Origin of the sequence: Mesorhizobium sp. DCY119, from assembly GCF_003590645.1 — a bacterium.
GTDB lineage: Bacteria > Pseudomonadota > Alphaproteobacteria > Rhizobiales > Rhizobiaceae > Mesorhizobium_M.
On record NZ_CP031834.1, the window covers coordinates 3,510,259 to 3,528,900 of the forward strand.

The window sequence follows — 18,642 nt, forward strand, 5'->3', positions numbered from 1 at the left end:
CCATGGCGGATCGCGCGCAATCGTCCGAAACCGCCAAGACGCCGGAGCTTGACGACGAAGGTCTCGTGCTCGCCTTCGATTTTGCGGCTGATGGCTATCAAACCGAGGATGCCGGCGCTGCAAGCTGGAACTGGAAGAACTATTCGCTGACCGACGCGCGCGGCAGGCGCAAGATCGAGGCGCTGGAAAACCTGCCGGCAATCGTCCGCGCCACGCTGCTCGCCGGCGACGACACGCTCCATATCGATTATGACGAGGGCTGGCTGCACGGCGCCATAACCGACACGCGCCACAAGCACTACACCGACGCCCGCGAAATCGGGCAGTTGCGCTTCGCCTTCAACGAAACCCTGCTCGTCAGCGCCCGCCGGCACCCGTTGCAGTCCGTCGATGACGTTCGCCGCGTCGTTGAGCAACGCAAGAAGCCGTTCCGCTCGCCGAGCGAGCTTATGGAAGCGATCATCGTCAACAGCGTGAACAGGCTTTCGGGCGAACTGATCAAGATCGCGGACGAGCTGGATTCGATCGAGGACAGCATCGTCGGCGATGCCTGGCATGGCGAGCGCGAGCGCCTGACGGCGGTCAGGCGGCAACTCGTCTTCATCCACCGCCACGTCGCAACCGTGTCGGGTCTGCTGCGGCATGTCGAGCACATGCATGACGACGAATTGCCGCCTGCCCTATCCAACACCGTCTCAAGGCTTGCGCAGCGCTCGATAGCACTGCTCCACGACAGTGAGCAGGTGCAATCCCGCGCCCGGCTGCTGCAGGACGAGTTGATCGCCAAGCTGGGTGCGGAATCGAACCGCCTTCTCTACGTGCTTTCGGTGATGACGGCTGTTCTGCTGCCGATGACGATCATTTCCGGCCTGTTCGGCATGAATGTCGGCGGGCTGCCCTTCATGGAAAATCCCGAAGGTTTCTGGCTGGTGGCCATCGGATCGGGCCTGATCGCGGCAATCGTCTATTTCGCGGTCAGGCGGATCGGCGGAAGAAATTAAACTGGCTCGGTCACCGGTTCGGCGCGCCGGAAGAACATCGACCAGGTGTAGATCGCCAGCGCCAACCAGATCAGAAGGAAGGCAACGACGCGGACGCCGCTGAACGGCTCACCGAAAAGAAACACCGCGATCAGGAACACGATGGTCGGCGCGATGTATTGCATCAGCCCGATCGTGGAGAGCCGGAGCAGCTTGGCCCCGAACGCATAGAGCAGCAACGGCACGGCGGTGACCGGGCCACAGCCGAGCAGCAAGGCGATATCGTAAGGATTCGAGGCCAGGAAATGCCCCTCGCCTCGCGACTGCAACCAGACGATATAGGCAAGTGCCGGTACGAACAGGATCAGGATCTCGAGGAAAAAGCCCTGGCTCGGGCCGATCGGCAGCGTCTTGCGCAGATAGCCGTAGAGCGCGAAGGTGATTGCGAGCGCGAGCGAAACCCATGGTACCCCGCCGGCATCCAGCGCGAGGATGGCCACAGCCAGAACCGCCAGGCAGACGGCCGCGATCTGGAAGCGGTTGAGCTTTTCGCCCAGCAGCACCGCGCCCATGACAACGCTGACCAGCGGGTTGATGTAGTAGCCGAGCGCCGTTTCCACCGCCCTGTCCGAGGCGATCGCCCAGACATAGATGCCCCAGTTGCAGGTGATGATCGTCGCCGTCAGCGCCGCCATCATGATCGTGCGGGGCGAGCGAAGTGCTGCCTTCACATCCGTCGTGCGGCCAAGCAGCAGCAGAACGACGCCGGCAATCGGCAGCGACCAGACGATACGATGCGCCACCACCTCCACCGCTGGAATGTAAGCAACCGCTTTCATATAGAGCGGCAGCAGGCCCCACAGCAGATAGGCCGAGAGCGCGAAGCCAAAGCCGCGCGTGGCCGCGTTTTCCGAATCCGAAGTCTGAGTCGTCATGCGGCCTCTATGCGCCCCCGAAACGCCCGGCACCATCGTAAACTTATGATGATCGCTTCAGTTTCGCTTATGCCAGGCAGCAGTTATTCCGCCGCCACCAGCCCGGCCATCTCGCGGTTCTTCATCAGCTTATAGACGATGGAATCCATCAGCGCCTGGAACGAGGCGTCTATGATGTTGTCGGAAACGCCCACCGTCCACCAGCGCGCGCCGGTGGCATCATGCGATTCGATCAGCACCCGGGTGACGGCTTCCGAACCGCCATTGAGGATACGCACCTTGAAATCGGCAAGCTCGAGGTCGCCGATCTCGTGCTGGAATTTACCGAGATCCTTGCGCAGCGCAATGTCGAGCGCGTTGACCGGGCCATGGCCCTCGGCGACCGACATCTTCTCCTCGCCGTCGACCAGCACCTTCACGATCGCCTCGGAGACGGTCTTCAACTGGCCGTTGGCGTCGAAGCGGCGCTCGATCATGCAGCGGAAGGAGGTGACGCGAAAAAACTCCGGCACGGTGTGCAGCATCTTGCGCGCCAGAAGCTCGAAGCTGGCGTCGGCGCCCTCATAGGCATAGCCCTCCGCCTCGCGCTCCTTGACCACGGCAATCAGCGCATCGAGGCGGCTGTCGTCCCTCGGCACGTCAATGCCGCGCCGCTTGAGTTCGGCGACGAAATTGGCCTTGCCGCCCTGATCCGACACCATGACCTTGCGCCGGTTGCCGACGGATTCTGGCGGGATATGCTCGTAGGTGGCCGGGTCTTTTGCTAGCGCCGATGCATGAATGCCGGCCTTGGTGGCGAAGGCCGATGCGCCGACATAGGGCGCCTGCGCTTCCGGCGCGCGGTTCAGCAGTTCGTCGAAATTGCGCGACAGGCGGGAAATGCCGGCCAGCGCTTCCGCCGATATGCCGGTTTCGATGCGATCGGCAAAGGCCGACTTCAGCATCAGCGTCGGGATCAGCGTGATCAGGTTGGCGTTGCCGCAGCGCTCGCCGATGCCGTTCAGCGTTCCCTGGATCTGGCGCACACCGGCATCGACTGCGGCAAGCGAATTTGCGACCGCCTGGCCCGTGTCGTCATGGGCATGAATGCCGAGATTCTCGCCCGGAATCCCACTGGTGATGACCTTTTCAACGATATCGCGCACTTCCGATGGCTGCGTGCCGCCGTTGGTGTCGCACAGCACGACCCAGCGCGCGCCGGCATCGAATGCCGTTCTGGCGCAGGCCAGCGCGTAGCCGGGATTGGCTTTGAAGCCGTCGAAAAAGTGCTCGCAATCGACCAGCGCTTCCTTGCCGGCAGCGCGTGCCGCCTCGACGGATGCGGCGATGGCGGCGAGGTTTTCCTCATTGGTGCAGCCAAGTGCGACGCGGACATGATAGTCCCAGCTCTTGGCAACGAAACACCCCGCATCCGACTTCGATTGCACCAGCGCGGCAAGCCCCGGATCGTTGGACGCCGAAACGCCGACGCGCTTGGTCATGCCGAAGGCGACGAACTTTGCGCGCGCCGTCCGCTTCTGGCTGAAAAACGCGGTGTCGGTCGGGTTCGCTCCGGGATAGCCGCCCTCGACATAATCAATGCCGAATTCGTCCAGCATCTTCGCGATCGCAATCTTGTCCTCGACCGAAAAGTCGATGCCCGGCGTCTGCTGGCCGTCGCGCAAGGTCGTGTCGAAGAGATAGATGCGTTCGCGTGCCATCGTCATTTTCCCGCGAAATGGTCGGTCGCCCGGATCAACCGGTCGAGAATGCCCGGTTCGGAGAAGGCATGCCCTGCCCCCTCGACCAGATGAAATTCAGACTGCGGCCAGGCCTTGTGCAGTTGCCAGGCAGTCGCCGCAGGGCAGGCCATGTCGTAGCGGCCCTGCACGATGACGCCGGGAATATCGCCGAGCTTGCCGGCGTCGCGGATGAGCTGCCCATCCTCGACCCAGCCGCCATGGACGAAATAGTGGTTCTCGATGCGCGCGAAGGCCAGCGCGTAGTCGTCGCCCCCACGCTGCGCGTTTACCGACGTGTCGGGCAGCAGCGTTATCGTCTGGCCTTCCCAGATGCTCCACGCCTTGGCCGCCTCAATCTTGACGGCATAGTCATCGCCGGTGAGGCGCTTGCGGTAGGCGGCCATCATGTCGCCGCGCTCGGCTTCGGGGATTGGCGCGAGGAAGCGTTCCCACTTGTCGGGGAAAAACTGCGAGGCACCGTGCTGATAGTACCATTCGAGTTCGGCGCGGCGGAGCGTGAAGATGCCGCGCAGGACCAGTTCGCTGACACGTTCCGGATGCGTCTCGGCATAGGCCAACGCCAGCGTCGAGCCCCACGAACCGCCGAAGACCAGCCATTTGTCGAAGCCGGCCATTTCGCGCAGGCGCTCCATGTCGGCCACGAGATCCCAGGTGGTATTGTTGTCGAGACTGGCGTGCGGCGTGGATTTTCCACAGCCGCGCTGGTCGAACAGAATGACGTCATAAAGCTTCGGGTCGAACAGCCGCCGATGCTTTGGCGAAATCGTTCCGCCCGGCCCACCATGCAGGAACACTGCAGGCTTTGCGCCGCGCGTGCCCGAGCGCTCCCAGTAGATCCGGTGGCCATCACCGACGTCGAGCATGCCGCTATCGAACGGTTCGATCTCGGGATAGAGCGTGCGCAGTTCATGCATCATAGTTTCAAACCCTGTGTTGGCCAGGCGGGTGTTTCGTGATCGGGATGCTGGAAGGAAATGATGTTCTCCTGATGCATCGCGTCATCGTTGTCGGTGCGTTTCGGCTGATCGAAGATCGTCTCGACCCATGGCAGGCGCGAGCCGAAATTGACCTGGATTTTCGGATCGAGATCGGAACGGTCGTCGAAGGCGCCGATGGCAATCTCCAGCCCGTCCGAGTGGCGATAGGTCAGCGGCGTTCCGCAACGCGCGCAGAAACCGCGGTCGATATTGACCGAGGACTGGAAGTAGCTCGGCTCCTCGCGCGTCCATTCGACGCCGTCCTTTGGAGCGCCGACCAGCGGACCGAAAAACCCGCCGAATGCCTTCTGGCACATGCGGCAATGGCAGATCGAGGCGCGCCCAAGCGCACCATGAATGCGAAAACGCACGGCGCCGCACTGGCAGCCGCCGGTTCGAACAGATTCCGTCATGATTGCTTCTCCGGAGGCCAGGTTTCGGTGTCGTGATCGGGATGCTGATAGGAAACGAGATCGGCAAGAAACGGTGCAGACTCAATGTCTGCCATCGTACTTTCGCCCGGCAATTGCGGGATGGCGTCAACATAGGGCAGCTTCGCCTCGGTGCCCCACTGGATGGTCGGCGGGATGCTCGCGGGATCGTCGAAGGCGGCGATCGCCAAGGCGACGCCATCAGGCGCTTCATAAGTCAGCGGTGTGCCGCAATCGCCGCAAAAGCCGCGATGGGCGAAGTTGGACGACTTGAACCTTTTCGGTTCCCCGCGCGTCCAGCTAAGCTTTGCCTGACGCACAGAGACCAGCGGCAGATAAAAATTGCCGCTCGCCTTCTGGCACATGCGGCAATGGCAGATCGAGGCATCGCCCAGCGTGCCTTCAACATGAAAACGCACTGCGCCGCACTGGCATCCACCGCTATAGACCGGCCTGTTGTCGAGGCTCATGCTAATCCTCCGCTACTCGGGCGCGTGACAGACGGCCTCGACATTGTTGCCGTCAGGATCGAAGACGAAAGCACCATAATAGTCGGCGTGGTAATGCGGCCGCAGGCCCGGCGCGCCATTGTCCTTGCCGCCGGCAGCAAGGGCTGCCTTGTGAAAAGCGTCAACCTCGGCGCGCGACCGCGCCGAGAAGGCATAGTGTCTGCCAGGTCCGGTGGGCGAGGCTTCATGCAGCCAGAACATCGGACGCTCCCGCCCATAACCGCCGACCTTGACGCCGCCGGTATATTGCTCCGGCACCATGTAGAGCAGCGATGCACCAAGCGGCGCAAACGCCTGATCGTAGAAGGTTTTCGAGGCGTCGAAATTGCTGACGCTTATGCCAAGATGATCGATCATCGCCTTACCTCCCAGGTTGTGATGCGCTCGCCGGTGGCGGGGTCCTTGCCGTCCTTGAGCTGGACGCCCTGCGCCAAGAGTTCGTCGCGGATGCGATCGGCCTCGGCCCAGTTCTTGGCTGCAATCAGCGCCAGCCGGTTGGCGATCACTTCGGCGACAGCGCTTTCATCGACCTCGGCTACATCCAAGTCAAATCCGAGGAATGGCAAGGCTGCTCGGAGAGAAGCTGCAGCTTCGCCATTGCCGGCTGCTTCAGAAGCCAGTTGCGACAGGACTTGAAATGCTGCCGGCGTGGACAAGTCGTCAGCCAGAGCCTCGATGAGCGCAGCCGGGATCGCCGCCGCGCCGTCTGGGGCTAGATCGGCCGCGCGCTTCCACTTGCGCAGCGTGTTCTCCGCCTCCTCCAGCTTGCGGACGCTAAAATCGATCGGCTCGCGGTAATGCGTCATCAGCATGGCCAGGCGCAGCACTTCGCCCGGCCATTTGCGGCCGCCGAATTTGTCCGTCTCCAGCAACTCGTTGATGGTGACGAAGTTGCCTTCGCTCTTCGACATCTTGCGGCCCTCGACCTGCAGGAAGCCGTTGTGCATCCAGTAGTTGGCCATGACGTCAGTGCCATGGGCGCAACGCGACTGCGCGATCTCGTTCTCGTGGTGCGGGAAGATGAGGTCGAGCCCGCCGCCATGGATGTCGAAGACCTCGCCGAGATAGGCCGCACTCATAGCCGAGCATTCGATGTGCCAGCCGGGGCGACCCCTGCCCCATGGGCTTTGCCACCCCGGTTCGTTGTGCGAAGACAGCTTCCACAACACGAAGTCGCCAGGGCTCTTTTTGTGGGCATCGACCGCCACGCGCGCGCCGGCCTGCTGCTCGTCCAGAGGACGCTTCGACAATTGGCCATAGTCGGGCATCGAAGCGGTGTCGAACAGGACTTCGCCTTGCGCTTCATAGGCATGGCCGCGTTCGATCAAGCGTTGAATCAAGGTGATCATGTCGGCCTTGCCGTCGGCGCGCGGCTCGACGAATTCGGTGGCGCGCGGCTCGAAGGTCGGCTTCAGGCAGCCCAGCGTCGCGACATCGGCATGGAACTGGTCGGCCGTCTTCTTCGTCACCTTGCCGATCGCCTCGTTGAGCGGCAGGTCAGGGAAGTCGCGCAGCGCGCGCGCGTTAATCTTGTCGTCAACGTCGGTGATGTTGCGCGCATAGGTGACGTGGTCGGCGCCGTAGAGGTGGCGCAACAGGCGGTAGAGCACGTCGAAGACGATGACGGGCCGCGCATTGCCGATATGGGCGAAGTCGTAGACGGTCGGGCCGCAGACATACATGCGGACATTGTTCGCATCGATCGGCACGAAGTCTTCCTTCGTGCGCGTCAGCGTGTTGTAAATTCGCAGGCCTTTAAATCCGTCCGACATTCGAAATCCCAGTCCGTAAAGAAGATCGCCGCAAGGCGAAAACATGCTCCAGCCTGCTGGCCGGGCGTTTGTCCTGTCTGGGGAGAAAAGGCGAAAACGTCCTGACCAGCGCGTGCGCTAGCCGATAATGCAAATGCCACAAATGGCGTAAGGCGTTTTCATGGAAGGCTTTATCGCGCCCGATAGTGTTGCCGTCAAGTCGCATCTTCGCGGGAAACGCGTCGTCTTTTCGATGCCGGGGCGCATCGTAAGTTTTTATTAAACATGTCTATACATGAAATTGGTTAGCTGGCTCGAAATCACGGCACGCGTCACGATTTCGTCCCATTGCACCATCATTGCAGTGCCTTGACGGGACATAACCTTGGGGAAGATGACAATGTCAGCCACCACGAAGAGCGAAGCCGAGCGAATCCGCGCTCAATATGCCACGCTCACGAGCCACTATCGTGCCATCGGTCCGGCAGCGATCCTGGCAGCGGTACTTGCAGCCAAGAAGCGCAAGCCGGCCGCATCAGCCATAGGCAAGGCGGCCTAACAGGCTCAGCCCTATGCCGGCCATGACGAGGCCGATCAGCACGTCGAGTACGCGCCATGCAGCCGGGCGCGCAAATATCGGCTCAAGCAGGCGGGCGCCATAGCCCAGCCCGAAAAACCACACGAAGGAAGCGATAGCCGCACCTGCGCCGTAAGCGGCGCGGGCCGAACCTTCGTATCTGGCAGACAGAGAGCCCAAAAGCACCACCGTGTCGAGATAGACATGCGGGTTGAGGAAGGTGAAGGCCAGGCAGGCCGCGATTGCCGCCTTCAGGCTCCCCTCACCCTTTTTGGCCGCATGCAGCGCTTCCGGCTTCATGGCGCGCCGGAAAGCGATGACCGCATAGGAAAACAGGAATATCGCGCCGCCAATTGTCACGACATTGATCAGCATAGGCGAGGTCGCGATCAGCGAGCCGAGGCCGGCTACGCCCGCTGCGATCAGCAAGGCGTCCGACAGCGCGCAGATCAGGCTCAGGACGAAGACATGCTGGCGCAGCAGGCCTTGCCGCAGGATGAAGGCGTTCTGCGCGCCTATCGCCATGATGAGCGAAGCGCCGAGAAGAAACCCCGACAGCGCGGCCGGCCAGAGAGCTGATGACGGCATGGATGTTTACCTGAGACTCTAAAACAGTGACATCTGGTCGTCTGAAGGCGGCTTTTTCTTCGGCTCGGGCTTCGGCGTTTCCTGAATCAGCGCCGGATCGATGCGATCCTGGATTTCCGGGCCGGTGTTGGCGACCTTGTTGACGAGATCCGACACCGGGATTGCCTCGAAGAACCCCTGCTCGGCCGGCCGCAACAGATCGGCGACGTCGCGTGGTTCCTGGAACCGGCAGTCAAGCCAGCGCGAGAAATCCTGGGCATGAATGACGATCGGCATGCGCTCGTGGATGTGAGCTATGTCGCTGTTGGCATGCGTGGTCAGGATCGCGCCGGTGTCCATTTCCGAGCCGCCGGGCTCCGCATAGGTCTCCATCAGGCCGGCGAAGGCGATGAGCCCGCCGTCCCGCGGCCGTACCCAAAAAGGCTGGCCCTTCTTCTTGCCGTCCTGGCGCCATTCATAAAAACCGGAAGCCGGGATGAGCGCGCGGCGATGCCGCATCGCAGTGCGGAACGAAGCTTTTTCGGATGCGCTTTCCGAACGCGCGTTGAACAGCAGCGGAAAGTTCCGCGTGTCCTTGACCCAGGTCGGAATCAGGCCCCAGCGCACCAGCAGCGACGTTCGATCGGGCAGGTTCGAGCCGGGCTGGCGCGGTTCGCCGGCCATGACCATCAGGATCGGCTGCGTCGGCGCGATGTTGTAGCGCGGTGGAAAAGCCTCAAGCTCGGGGAGCGAGAATGCCTCGTCTACCTCTTTTGGGCTGGAAGTGAGCGCGAAACGTCCGCACATTCTTGGCTTGGTACCGTTGATCTTGTGAAATCACTGTGGCGGTGGAAATCCGTTGCCGCAACCTGTATCGATTGGGCCATCCGGCCGATCCCCAAATCAATTCACGGCCACGGGAAAGCAGCAGACATGCAGGAAAGGCTGACCATACCGGCAGTTTCGGTCGCGCTCCTGCGCGGCGACCGGGTGCTTCTGGTGAAGCGCGGACAGGCACCCTCTCTGGGGCTTTATGCCTTTCCGGGTGGGCGCGTGGAGGCCGGAGAGAGCGAAGCGGAAGCAGCAGCGCGCGAGCTTTTCGAGGAAACCGGAATGCGGGCGCGCAATCTCCAGACGCTGGAAGTCTTCATGATCGATGCCGAGCGCGACGGAAAAGCCATCACTTACCGGCTTCAGGTCTTTACCGGCGAGGATGCAGGCGGCGAACCGCATCCCGACAGCGACGCGGCAGAGGCCGGGTTCTTCACGCTGGCGCAGATGGAGGCCATGCCGGTCACAGATTCCGTCATGGAGGTTTCCCGCGCACTGCTTGCCGACGCTGCAATAAGCGGGGAATAGAGCGGCAAGCCGCCTTGCGGCTGTCAAATTGTTTCGCCACAAGGGCTTATGAGCCGCGCCACGCTGTTTTTCACCGCATTTCTCGCTGTCGCCTCCTCGGCCGCGACGGTGCCGGCGCGCGCGGTAGAGGCGCCGTTCGAAGGCAGCCTGATGCGCCTGTCTGAAGTGCTCGGTTCACTGCACTTCCTGCGCAACCTGTGCGGCGAGGAAGGAACCCAGTGGCGCGACCAGATGGAGAAGCTTCTGGAGGCGGAAAAACCCGACCCGACGCGGCGCGCCAAATTCATCGCCAGCTTCAACCGTGGCTACCGTTCGTTCCAAGGCAGCTATTCGAGTTGCACACCGTCCGCAACGGAAGCCATCGCCCGCTACATGAAGGAAGGCGAGACGCTGACACGCGATGTCGCCGCTCGTTATGGAAACTAGCCCGCTCCCTGCGATGACCGTCGAAACAACTCATCACATCGATGCGTCGGACCCGGACGAAAACGGCTACTACGACTATTTCTACGAGTATGACATCTATCGATTTTCAAACGAGCAATCGGCGTTTGTCGCCCGATCCTATGTCGACACACCGGCTGAAGTGCATTTCCTGAAATGCGGCCTCGGGTCGGAAGAGCGGCTTCTGACGGCCCGCGATTTGCGCGAGCCGCTGTTTGCCGAAGCATGCGAGTACCTCAGGAATCTGGGGAAAACACAGATCAACTGGCTGGATAGAGAGGCCGGGGACTATCGGTCTGTTCCGGACATCGCCAGCATTCGGCCCAAGTGACTTATGCCGCTCTAAGCCTTTCGTTGGTGGCAGGTTGAATCGTGGCGGATTCGCCACACTTCTAAATCAAAGTTTAACCGCCATTTTGTGGGTTAACTTAAGTTTTAGTTATTCCTGTCGGCCCCGTGACGTTTGCGTTACGGTAGCCGTCAAATGACTCGGGGTTTTTGATCTATCGGCCATTTGCAAGGCGCAGACAGTAGAAACATCGCATTTGCAGTGGTCAGTTTTGTCCCTTTCTATCGGGACTTCGCAAGGGACAGCTCAAGGTGGTCCGACCGACCGGGACCATGACTTGAAAGGGTGGAAGATGAGTATGGAGCACACGATCAGCGATATTGACGCGCTGGTCCGGGAAGAAAAGCGCCTGACAGCGGTGGAGTGTCACAACGAAGCCTGGGCTGAAGGTCTGTCCGCCGGCATCGAAGCCGACATCATCGCGGAAGCTGCCCTTTCCACAGCGTTTGTCGAGATTTTGCGTACCAATGGCGAAGCCGCAGCCTTGGCTCTGCTGGACGAGATGCGCGAAAAAGTTATCGCCGGCGAGTTCGAGCCTGTTCGCCTGCGACATTGACACGTCCCCAAACCCTCTTTTTCAGTGTAAGAAACTGACGGGCATCGAATCTGTTGCGATGCCTCGGGAGAGGATGGGACATGCAGGTATCGACGCAGGCGAAATCGCAAAGCCGCAGAGGCGCGCATATGGCGGCTTTGTTGTGGTTTGCGGCAGTCGGCGTTGCGCTGCCCACCACCGTGCTTTTCGGAACTTTGCCCGCCTCGGCCCTGAGCGAAATCAAGCGCGAAGATGCTCCAGCCGCCCCGTCACAGGACGAGGCCGCGCCGGAAAATACCGTCCCCTCGCCTGATCCCATACAGAAAACACCGCTGCCGGATGTGCAGCAGCAGGATGACCAGGCCGAGCCCGACGAAGGACCGGCGGCACCCAACGGCTCCACGCACACCAGCGAAGACCCGAACGCGCCGCTGCCGGAAATTCTTTACGACGTCCAGTCGCTGCCCGAACCCGTGAAGCGCATGCGCCAGTTGCTGCTCGACGTGGCAATGAGCGGCGATATCGAGAAATTGCGCCCGCTGATCGGCACCGGCGACGAAGCGACGCAATTGTCGCTCAGCGACCTGGAAGACGACCCGATCACCTACCTCAAGGACCTCTCCGGCGACAAGAACGGCGAGGAACTGCTGGCCATCATGGAAAACATCCTCAATGGCGGTTATGTCCATGTCGATGTGGGCAAGCCCGAGGAACTCTACGCCTGGCCCTATTTCTTCGCCATGCCGCTGGAAAAGCTGACGCCACGCCAGCGCGTCGAGCTCTTCAAGATCGTCACCGCCGGCGACTATGAAGACATGAAGAGCTACGGCGTCTACAATTTTTATCGCCTCGGCATCACGCCGGAAGGCAAGTGGGCCTTCTTCGTCGCGGGCGAGTGACGCGCCGACAGGCACCGCTCATACCGGTCTGAATCAAAAACACCCGCCAAGCATCTGCTTTGGCGGGTGTTTTCGTTTTTGAATGTTCTCGATGCTGCCTTGAGTGATCAGGCCGGCAATGCCTCGGAGAATGCGACGGCCTGTCCCTGCCCGGGCATGACGATCTCGCCTTCCCACATCACGCGGTTGCCGCGGATGATCGTGCCGACCGGCCAGCCGGTCACCTGCCTGCCGTCATAGGGCGTCCAGCCGGCTTTCGAGCCGGCCTGGGCGTTGGTGATGGTTTCGCGGCGCTTGAGGTCCACGACCGTGAAATCCGCCTCGTAGCCCGCCGCAATGCGGCCCTTGCGCGCCATGCCGAACAGGCGCTGCGGGCCATGGCTGGTGAGATCGACCAGCCGTTCCAGCGACAGCCTGCCTGCATTGACGTGGTCGAGCATGATCGGGACCAGCGTCTGCACGCCGGTCATGCCAGAGGGCGAGGCCGGATAGGGCTTTGCCTTTTCTTCCAGCGTATGCGGCGCATGGTCGGAGCCGAGCACGTCGACGATGCCTTGCGAGATGCCGTGCCAGACACCGTCGCGGTGCCGCGCGGCGCGAACCGGTGGGTTCATCTGGATCAAAGTGCCGAGCGTCGCATAGTCGTCGGCGGAAAGGGTGAGATGATGCGGCGTCGCCTCGCAGGTGGCGACATCCTTGTGGTTTTCGAGGAACGCGATCTCCTCGGCCGTAGAGATATGCAGCACATGGATGCGGGCGCGCGCGGCGCGCGCAATGCGCACTAGGCGCTCCGTGCATTGCAGCGCCGCGATCTCGTCGCGCCAGACGGGATGCGAGGAGGGATCGCCCTCAACGCGCTCGCCGAGGCGTTCGCGCAGGCGAAATTCATCTTCCGAGTGGAAGGCAGCGCGGCGGCGGGTGTTCTTTAGGATCGAGAAGACGCCGTCATCGTCCTCGACCAGCAGGTTGCCGGTGGACGAGCCCATGAAGACCTTGATGCCGGCAGCGCCCGGCAGGCGCTCAAGCTCGGCAACGTCCCCGGCATTTTCGCGTGTGCCGCCGACCCAGAAGGCGAAATCGCAATGCATGCGGTTCGTCGCGCGCGACACCTTGTCGGCAAGGGCTGCCTCGCTGGTGGTCAGCGGGTTGGTGTTGGGCATCTCGAAGACGGCGGTGACGCCGCCGAGTACCGCGGCGCGGGAGCCTGTCTCCAGATCTTCCTTGTGCTCAAGCCCCGGCTCGCGGAAATGAACCTGGCTGTCGACCACGCCCGGAAGGATATGCAAGCCGGTGCAATCGATGACTTCACCGGCGGATGCCTGCCCGAGATCGCCGATCGCCGCGATGCGCCCGGCGCGCACGCCGACATCGCGCAGGCCGGTGCCATCATGATTGACGACCGTGCCGCCCTTGAGGATGAGGTCGAACGTCGTTGTCATCAGCGTCTCTTCCGGCTCTTGCCCCTGCGATGCGTGCGGCTTACGTAATGGCCAACAGATTTGCAAGATCAGGTCACGTCCGAATGCCCGCAGTTCAGCTCCCCGACCGCATTGTGATTTCCATCTTCGGCCCGGATGCCGAGCATTTCCTGCAGAACATTCTCACCACCGATCTGGACGCCCTTGGCGCCGAAGACGCCAAGCCGGGCGCGCTGCTGACGCCGCAAGGCAAGATCCTGTTCGATTTTCTCGTCTCGCGCGACGGCAAAGGCGGGTTGCTGCTGGAATGCCGTGCCGACATCGCCAACGATTTCATCCGCCGTCTGACGCTCTACAAGCTTCGCGCAAAAGTCGATATTTTCAAGCAGGAACAACTGCTTGTCTCCGTCTCATGGAATCCTGATTCAAACGCTTCAGTTTCTGATTCAAGTGCCTCACAAACTGATTCAATCGTGAGGCATGATCGGCGCTTTGCCGAACCGGCTCGCGTGTTCCGCATTTATGGCCAAACCGCTCCTGCCGGCGACCAGATACAGGCGTGGGAGGATTTTCGTCTCGCCCACGGCATTGCCGAAAGCGGTCCTGATTATGCGCTCAGCGACGCTTTTCCGCACGACGTGCTGCTCGACCAGACCGGCGGCGTCGGTTTCGGCAAGGGCTGTTACATCGGACAGGAGGTCGTCTCGCGTATGCACCATCGCGGTACGGCGCGCCGCCGCGTGCTGTTGGTTTCGGCGGAAGAACCGCTGCCGCCAAGCGGTACCGATATCAAAGCTGCCGGAAAGACAATCGGTGCGCTCGGCAGTGTCTCCGGCAACAACGGACTGGCGATCGTTCGCATCGACCGGGTCAAGGACGCTATGGATGCAGGCACCGCGATAACCGCCGGCGAGGTTGCGGTCTCGTTGGCTATCCCCGGTTGGGCAAAATTCACCTTCCCGCAGGAGTCGGCCTCGACGGAGGACGCATAATGGCCGACAAGGCCGGTGCGCCGGCCCGTGCCTGGCAGCGCATGCTGTCGGGCCGCAGGCTGGACCTGCTCGATCCGTCGCCGCTCGACGTCGAGATTTCCGATATCGCCCACGGCCTGGCGCGCGTTGCCCGCTGGAACGGCCAGACCGGCGGCGACCATGCATTTTCGGTGGCCCAGCATTCGCTGCTGGTCGAGGAAATTTTTGCGCAACAGGTCAAGGAGCCCTCGCCCGATGCGCGGCTTGCGGCACTACTGCACGACGCCCCGGAATATGTGATCGGCGACATGATCTCGCCATTCAAGTCGGTGGTCGGCGGTGGCTACAAGGCCGTCGAGCAGCGGTTGCAGCGGGCGATCCATCTGCGATTTTCGCTGCCCGCCGATATCAACGAGAAGCTGAAAAAAGAAATCAAACGGGCCGATCAGATCGCTGCGTACTTTGAAGCCACTGTCCTCGCCGGCTTCACGATCTCGGAGGCGACGCAGTTCTTCGGGCGGCCACGCGGCATTTCGGCCGACAGTTTCGACCTGACCTGCCGCCCCGCAAAAGCCGTTCAGTCTGCCTTTCTCAAGCGTTTTTCCGCAATCGAGCGTTTGCGTCAGGCAGGATAAGCCGCTCATTCATCGAGTTGTTGACAGCCGGCCGCTCCAAACGGTCGAGGAACCATTGCGTCAGCCTGGTCCAGACTTCGTCTTTCTCACCGGTATCCTCGCAGCCATGGTCAAGGTTGGGGTTGTCGTTGACCTCAATGACGAAGACGCCGTCGCGGGTTTCCTTCAGATCGACGCCATAAAGCCCGTCGCCGATGCAGCGGGCGGCGCGCACCGCCGTTTCGACGACGTGGGCGGGCGCATCCTTCAAGGTGAATGACTTGAAGCCGCCTTGGTCCGGCTTGCCATTGGCCTTGTGGTTGACGATCTGCCAGTGCTTCTTGGCCATCAGGTAATGGACCGCGAAAAGCGGCTGGCCGCCGAGCACACCTATGCGCCAATCGTAGTCCGTCGGGATGAATTTCTGCGCGATCAGCAGGTCGGAATCTTCCAGCCACAGCGTTGCAAGCTGCTTCAATTCCTCGAAATTCGACGCCTTCTTCACACCGCGCGAAAACGAGCTGTCCGGGATCTTCAGCACCAGCGGAAAGCCGAGCGTCTGCGCCGCCAATTCCAGATCGGCGGGTCCTGCGATCATTACCGTCGGCGGCACGGGCACGTTGTTGTAGGTCATCAACTCGTTGAGATAGACCTTGTTGGTGCAGCGGATCATCGACAGCGGGTCATCGATGACCGGCATGCCTTCCTGCTGGGCACGGCGCGCGAAGCGGTAGGTGTGGTTGGAGATAGACGTCGTCTCACGGATGAAAAGTGCATCGTAATTGGCCAGCTTGGCCAGATCCTTGCGCGAGATCGGCTCAACCTCGACGCCCATCTTCTCGGCGATCTTCGCCCAGTGACGCAGCGAACTGATCTCGGACGGCGGCAGTTCCTCATGCGGGTTCACCAACGTCGCGAAGGTGTAGCGCGCCGGCGTGCGAGCCTTGGTGTCTCGCCATTCGCGGTTGGTGTAGGTCGCCAGGCTTTCGAGGAAGCGCGGCTTTTCCTCCGGTGCCATGCGCGCCAGCGGGTGAAAGCCGATCCTGTGGATGGAGGCCCATTGCTGGTTGTCCTTGATCGACACCTCCAGCGCCGGAGCGCGGAACCAGTCGAACAGCAGCTTGGCGAAACGGTCCCACGCCTTGGACGAGCCGATGCCGAAGAAGAACACCGCCTTGGCCGGAAAGGCGCCGCCAAGGTCCTTGCGGCATTTGTTGAGTGCCAGTTCCAGTTCCGGCAGCGCGTGCTCGTAGAGCTTGTGCTCGGACAGGTCGATCATCGTCTCGACGGTGGGGATGACCTTGTGCCCGCGCGAACTGGCCAGCAGCGAGGCGTAATAACCGCGGCTCTGGTAGCTGTAGCTGTTCGACAGGTTGATGACCTTGGGGCGCTGCCCGCGAAACAGCGCCGGGTGCGCCAGATAATCGCGGTTGGTGATGATCTTGTGCGGTGTCGCCACCTGGTCGAGATCGCTTTGCCTGCCTGTAAGAATGACCCAGGTCATTTTTGCTCACGCTGTTTCGGATGGTGATGTTGGCGGCGTCCGGCTTCCCGCCGGGCGAAGGACAATGGACTCATGGCGAGGAGGTTCCGGCGCCGTTGCCGGGCGGGCCACTATCGCCGGGGGCCGTGACGCCGAGCGGCTTTTCATAGCGCAAGGCGTCCGCCCCATCGGCGTAATAGGCAGGCTTGCGCCCGATCGGCCGGTAGCCGTTCCTCTCATAGAGATCGATCGCGCGAAGATTGTCCTCGCGCACTTCGAGGCGCATGGCCTTTCGCCGCTTGGCGGTTGCCGCGTTTTCGGCAGCCGTCAGCAAAGCGCGACCCAGCCCACCGCCGCTGTTTGGCGCGACGGCCAGCGAATAGAGCCGTGCCTTGTTGCTTCCAGCGCGCAGCAGTACCACGCAGTGGCCCGCAAGCGCGTCGTCGCGCTCGGCAATCAGGATTGACGCGCTCTTGCTGACGATCATGCGGCGGAAGGCGTTTCTGGACATGCGATCGGTCTCGAAAACCGCGTTTTCGAGCGCCACGAGTGCGCCAATATCAGAGGCGCGGGCCGGGCGAATGTCTGCGTTCATAGGAGCCAGGAAACCTCGATCGAAAGCGTGCTCGAAGGTGGGCAGAACGTCTCTGACCGAGGCATTGGCGCGACGGCATCGAAAGCGCTATCGCTCCTCGAATTGGGCCGAATTGTGACTTCTTGCAGCGTATGGCGAAGCGCGGAAACTTTGATGACAGGGATGACCGTTCTTCATCCTGCCATGGGGAGAATCACCCCTTCATGCCGTCCAGAAGCTGACGGTAGGCGGAGTTCGCGATCGTCATCAGCGCTTCCTGCGGAAGCGTGCCGGTCACGGCGCAGCCATAGCCGTCATCGAGCCAGTAGAGCGAACGCGTGCCGCCCTCCTCCAGCAGCCGGAAGCCGGTTTCCTTGGTCGTGGCGTCGCTGATGATATAGAGCGACACGCGGTTTCCCGTGTGGTCCTGATACATGAATTGCGCAGCCGCCTTGCTTTCGGCCGGCAGCAGCCGCCCGCCGACAAGCTCGAAGCCTTGCGCTGTCAAGTCGGGTGCGATCAGCTTGACGCCGACGCGCTTGGACAGCCAGCCGACAAGATGATCCTTCTGGTCGGCGCCAACCTCGACGACATGTAGTTTCTCGGCCGCATAGAGCGTATGCGCGGCTATCGCACCATCGGCCAACTGGCTGGCGGCTGCATCGATCGAGCCCCAGCCTGTGACGCCGAGCAGATAGCCGCCTAGCCCACCGGCCACGAAAATCGCTGCTGCAGCAGCCATACGCCAACGCGGGGAGACGATGCGGCGTTGCGGTGTTTCGCCTGATAGCAATCGCTCGAAGCGTTCCGGAACCGGCTCCGTCAGCACGCCGCCGACTGATTTCTGCAAAGCGTCAAGATCGGTCGCAAAGCGCTGGCTGCGTGCCTTCATGTCGGGATTGGCTTCCAGCCAAAGCTCGTAGGCCGCGCGCTCCTCGGCCGGCAACTCGCCGTCGAGTGCCATGTGGATATCGCGTTCGGTGAAATCGCGTGCGGTCATTTCTCGATGACCCTTATTGCCCGGCGCCGCGATCCGTCCTCCAGTATCGTGCGCAATTCCTCACGGCCGCGCGCGATGCGCGACATCAGCGTGCCGGCAGGCACACCAAGCACGTTGGCGGCTTCGGCATAGGAAAAGCCCTCGACCGCGACCATCAGCAGCGCTGCCCGGCGATCCGGGCTGATTGCCTGAAGCGCGTCGAGTATCTCATGCGAGGCAACGCCTTCGGCCTGATGGGCAGGAACCGCCATCGCCTCGCTTGCCTCGATCGGCAGCATGGCAGCTTCGCCGCGCCGCTTGTCCCTTCGCATCTGGTCGACAAAAAGATGATGCATGATCGTAAACAGCCACCGCCTCGGATTATCGCCGGTTCGCCAGCCGTCGAGCTTGCCCAGCGCCCGCTCGAGGCAGTCCTGGACAAGATCGTCGGCGGAATCGCGGTTGCGCAGCAGAGCGCGCGCATAGCGGCGCAGGCGCGGTATTTCGGCGAGTATCGCTGCCCTTCTTTGATCCATGATGCGGCCGGT

The 18,642-nt window shown here is 61.8% G+C and carries 23 protein-coding genes; 9 read left to right on the top strand and 14 right to left on the bottom strand.

Annotated features, from left to right (window positions below):
• Positions 1-2 precede the first annotated feature (2 nt).
• Positions 3-1,001: a CorA family divalent cation transporter gene (locus DZG07_RS17075; RefSeq protein WP_119818924.1), complete on the top strand. Its 999-nt coding sequence runs from the start codon at positions 3-5 to the stop codon at positions 999-1,001.
• On the opposite strand, the gene rarD is transcribed toward DZG07_RS17075, so the two are convergent.
• The 7 genes from rarD to cysS form a co-directional block, all read right to left on the bottom strand.
• A complete protein-coding gene (rarD, locus tag DZG07_RS17080) occupies positions 998-1,915 on the bottom strand; it encodes an EamA family transporter RarD (protein WP_119818927.1) in 918 nt (305 codons plus the stop codon). The genes DZG07_RS17075 and rarD overlap by 4 nt on opposite strands.
• A gap of 83 nt (positions 1,916-1,998) precedes the next feature.
• A complete protein-coding gene (gene cimA / locus DZG07_RS17085; protein ID WP_197716870.1) occupies positions 1,999-3,621 on the bottom strand; it encodes a citramalate synthase in 1,623 nt (540 codons plus the stop codon).
• Positions 3,618-4,574 carry a prolyl aminopeptidase gene (gene pip / locus DZG07_RS17090; RefSeq protein ID WP_119818933.1) on the bottom strand — a complete coding sequence of 319 codons (957 nt, stop codon included), beginning with the start codon at positions 4,572-4,574 and terminating at the stop codon, positions 3,618-3,620. The genes cimA and pip overlap by 4 nt, the downstream gene beginning before the upstream one ends.
• Positions 4,571-5,047, bottom strand: a complete 477-nt coding sequence (locus DZG07_RS17095; RefSeq protein WP_119818936.1) for a GFA family protein — start codon at positions 5,045-5,047, stop codon at positions 4,571-4,573. Before DZG07_RS17095 ends, pip begins: the two co-directional genes overlap by 4 nt.
• On the bottom strand, positions 5,044-5,535 hold the full coding sequence (locus tag DZG07_RS17100) for a GFA family protein (RefSeq protein WP_119818939.1): 492 nt from the start codon (positions 5,533-5,535) through the stop codon (positions 5,044-5,046). Before DZG07_RS17100 ends, DZG07_RS17095 begins: the two co-directional genes overlap by 4 nt.
• Before the next feature lie 12 nt (positions 5,536-5,547).
• On the bottom strand, positions 5,548-5,931 hold the full coding sequence (locus tag DZG07_RS17105; protein WP_119818942.1) for a VOC family protein: 384 nt from the start codon (positions 5,929-5,931) through the stop codon (positions 5,548-5,550).
• Entirely contained in the window at positions 5,928-7,346 is a 1,419-nt protein-coding gene (gene cysS, locus DZG07_RS17110) for a cysteine--tRNA ligase (RefSeq protein WP_119818945.1), read from the bottom strand. The genes DZG07_RS17105 and cysS overlap by 4 nt, the downstream gene beginning before the upstream one ends.
• A gap of 379 nt (positions 7,347-7,725) precedes the next feature.
• Between cysS and DZG07_RS17115 the strand changes: the two genes are divergently transcribed.
• Positions 7,726-7,884, top strand: a complete 159-nt coding sequence (locus DZG07_RS17115; RefSeq protein ID WP_091914021.1) for a transcriptional regulator — start codon at positions 7,726-7,728, stop codon at positions 7,882-7,884.
• Here the strand turns inward: DZG07_RS17115 and DZG07_RS17120 are convergent.
• Entirely contained in the window at positions 7,861-8,490 is a 630-nt protein-coding gene (locus DZG07_RS17120; protein WP_119818948.1) for a LysE/ArgO family amino acid transporter, read from the bottom strand. The genes DZG07_RS17115 and DZG07_RS17120 overlap by 24 nt on opposite strands.
• Before the next feature lie 18 nt (positions 8,491-8,508).
• Complete coding sequence (locus DZG07_RS17125; protein ID WP_119818951.1) at positions 8,509-9,276, bottom strand: SOS response-associated peptidase; 768 nt, start codon at positions 9,274-9,276, stop codon at positions 8,509-8,511.
• 126 nt (positions 9,277-9,402) lie between these two features.
• Here DZG07_RS17125 and DZG07_RS17130 point away from each other — a divergent pair, with 126 nt between their 5' ends.
• From DZG07_RS17130 to DZG07_RS17150, 5 genes are all read left to right on the top strand, one after another.
• Complete coding sequence (locus DZG07_RS17130) at positions 9,403-9,828, top strand: NUDIX domain-containing protein (protein ID WP_119818954.1); 426 nt, start codon at positions 9,403-9,405, stop codon at positions 9,826-9,828.
• A 48-nt stretch (positions 9,829-9,876) separates the two neighbouring features.
• On the top strand, positions 9,877-10,254 hold the full coding sequence (locus DZG07_RS17135; RefSeq protein ID WP_091914017.1) for a TIGR02301 family protein: 378 nt from the start codon (positions 9,877-9,879) through the stop codon (positions 10,252-10,254).
• Between the two features lie 13 nt (positions 10,255-10,267).
• On the top strand, positions 10,268-10,603 hold the full coding sequence (locus DZG07_RS17140) for a hypothetical protein (protein WP_119818957.1): 336 nt from the start codon (positions 10,268-10,270) through the stop codon (positions 10,601-10,603).
• 316 nt (positions 10,604-10,919) lie between these two features.
• Entirely contained in the window at positions 10,920-11,177 is a 258-nt protein-coding gene (locus tag DZG07_RS17145) for a hypothetical protein (protein ID WP_091914014.1), read from the top strand.
• An 80-nt stretch (positions 11,178-11,257) separates the two neighbouring features.
• Complete coding sequence (locus DZG07_RS17150) at positions 11,258-12,055, top strand: APA family fibronectin-binding glycoprotein (protein WP_119818959.1); 798 nt, start codon at positions 11,258-11,260, stop codon at positions 12,053-12,055.
• 107 nt (positions 12,056-12,162) lie between these two features.
• On the opposite strand, the gene DZG07_RS17155 is transcribed toward DZG07_RS17150, so the two are convergent.
• The gene (locus tag DZG07_RS17155; RefSeq protein WP_119818962.1) at positions 12,163-13,494 is read right to left on the bottom strand and encodes a dihydroorotase; all 1,332 of its coding nucleotides are present in this window, start codon (positions 13,492-13,494) and stop codon (positions 12,163-12,165) included.
• 83 nt (positions 13,495-13,577) lie between these two features.
• Here DZG07_RS17155 and DZG07_RS17160 point away from each other — a divergent pair, with 83 nt between their 5' ends.
• Entirely contained in the window at positions 13,578-14,465 is an 888-nt protein-coding gene (locus DZG07_RS17160; RefSeq protein ID WP_119818965.1) for a folate-binding protein YgfZ, read from the top strand.
• Entirely contained in the window at positions 14,462-15,079 is a 618-nt protein-coding gene (locus tag DZG07_RS17165) for an HD family hydrolase (RefSeq protein ID WP_119821837.1), read from the top strand. Before DZG07_RS17160 ends, DZG07_RS17165 begins: the two co-directional genes overlap by 4 nt.
• Here the strand turns inward: DZG07_RS17165 and DZG07_RS17170 are convergent.
• The 4 genes from DZG07_RS17170 to DZG07_RS17185 form a co-directional block, all read right to left on the bottom strand.
• Entirely contained in the window at positions 15,036-16,562 is a 1,527-nt protein-coding gene (locus DZG07_RS17170; protein ID WP_245429505.1) for a RimK family protein, read from the bottom strand. The two genes, DZG07_RS17165 and DZG07_RS17170, sit on opposite strands and share 44 nt — an antisense overlap.
• Before the next feature lie 70 nt (positions 16,563-16,632).
• Positions 16,633-17,136, bottom strand: coding sequence for an N-acetyltransferase (locus DZG07_RS17175; protein ID WP_119818968.1), 504 nt, complete (start codon positions 17,134-17,136; stop codon positions 16,633-16,635).
• Positions 17,137-17,329: 193 nt separating this feature from the next.
• Positions 17,330-18,115 (bottom strand): anti-sigma factor, encoded by a 786-nt coding sequence (locus tag DZG07_RS17180; protein WP_119818971.1) that lies wholly within the window; start codon positions 18,113-18,115, stop codon positions 17,330-17,332.
• Entirely contained in the window at positions 18,112-18,630 is a 519-nt protein-coding gene (locus tag DZG07_RS17185; protein WP_119818973.1) for a sigma-70 family RNA polymerase sigma factor, read from the bottom strand. Before DZG07_RS17185 ends, DZG07_RS17180 begins: the two co-directional genes overlap by 4 nt.
• Positions 18,631-18,642: the final 12 nt, after the last annotated feature.

Excerpts from the sequence above, each read along its gene's own strand:
- DZG07_RS17155 (WP_119818962.1), bottom strand. The coding sequence starts at position 13,494 with ATGACAACGACGTTCGACCTCATCCTCAAGGGCGGCACGGTCGTCAAT.
- DZG07_RS17150 (WP_119818959.1), top strand. The coding sequence starts at position 11,258 with ATGCAGGTATCGACGCAGGCGAAATCGCAAAGCCGCAGAGGCGCGCAT.
- DZG07_RS17145 (WP_091914014.1), top strand. The coding sequence starts at position 10,920 with ATGGAGCACACGATCAGCGATATTGACGCGCTGGTCCGGGAAGAAAAG.
- DZG07_RS17120 (WP_119818948.1), bottom strand. The coding sequence starts at position 8,490 with ATGCCGTCATCAGCTCTCTGGCCGGCCGCGCTGTCGGGGTTTCTTCTC.
- DZG07_RS17185 (WP_119818973.1), bottom strand. The coding sequence starts at position 18,630 with ATGGATCAAAGAAGGGCAGCGATACTCGCCGAAATACCGCGCCTGCGC.
- DZG07_RS17100 (WP_119818939.1), bottom strand. The coding sequence starts at position 5,535 with ATGAGCCTCGACAACAGGCCGGTCTATAGCGGTGGATGCCAGTGCGGC.
- DZG07_RS17105 (WP_119818942.1), bottom strand. The coding sequence starts at position 5,931 with ATGATCGATCATCTTGGCATAAGCGTCAGCAATTTCGACGCCTCGAAA.
- rarD (WP_119818927.1), bottom strand. The coding sequence starts at position 1,915 with ATGACGACTCAGACTTCGGATTCGGAAAACGCGGCCACGCGCGGCTTT.
- pip (WP_119818933.1), bottom strand. The coding sequence starts at position 4,574 with ATGATGCATGAACTGCGCACGCTCTATCCCGAGATCGAACCGTTCGAT.
- DZG07_RS17175 (WP_119818968.1), bottom strand. The coding sequence starts at position 17,136 with ATGAACGCAGACATTCGCCCGGCCCGCGCCTCTGATATTGGCGCACTC.
- DZG07_RS17180 (WP_119818971.1), bottom strand. The coding sequence starts at position 18,115 with ATGACCGCACGCGATTTCACCGAACGCGATATCCACATGGCACTCGAC.
- cimA (WP_197716870.1), bottom strand. The coding sequence starts at position 3,621 with ATGACGATGGCACGCGAACGCATCTATCTCTTCGACACGACCTTGCGC.
- DZG07_RS17125 (WP_119818951.1), bottom strand. The coding sequence starts at position 9,276 with ATGTGCGGACGTTTCGCGCTCACTTCCAGCCCAAAAGAGGTAGACGAG.
- DZG07_RS17115 (WP_091914021.1), top strand. The coding sequence starts at position 7,726 with ATGTCAGCCACCACGAAGAGCGAAGCCGAGCGAATCCGCGCTCAATAT.
- DZG07_RS17140 (WP_119818957.1), top strand. The coding sequence starts at position 10,268 with ATGACCGTCGAAACAACTCATCACATCGATGCGTCGGACCCGGACGAA.
- DZG07_RS17075 (WP_119818924.1), top strand. The coding sequence starts at position 3 with ATGGCGGATCGCGCGCAATCGTCCGAAACCGCCAAGACGCCGGAGCTT.
- DZG07_RS17095 (WP_119818936.1), bottom strand. The coding sequence starts at position 5,047 with ATGACGGAATCTGTTCGAACCGGCGGCTGCCAGTGCGGCGCCGTGCGT.
- DZG07_RS17135 (WP_091914017.1), top strand. The coding sequence starts at position 9,877 with ATGAGCCGCGCCACGCTGTTTTTCACCGCATTTCTCGCTGTCGCCTCC.
- DZG07_RS17130 (WP_119818954.1), top strand. The coding sequence starts at position 9,403 with ATGCAGGAAAGGCTGACCATACCGGCAGTTTCGGTCGCGCTCCTGCGC.
- cysS (WP_119818945.1), bottom strand. The coding sequence starts at position 7,346 with ATGTCGGACGGATTTAAAGGCCTGCGAATTTACAACACGCTGACGCGC.
- DZG07_RS17160 (WP_119818965.1), top strand. The coding sequence starts at position 13,578 with ATGCCCGCAGTTCAGCTCCCCGACCGCATTGTGATTTCCATCTTCGGC.
- DZG07_RS17170 (WP_245429505.1), bottom strand. The coding sequence starts at position 16,562 with ATGACCTGGGTCATTCTTACAGGCAGGCAAAGCGATCTCGACCAGGTG.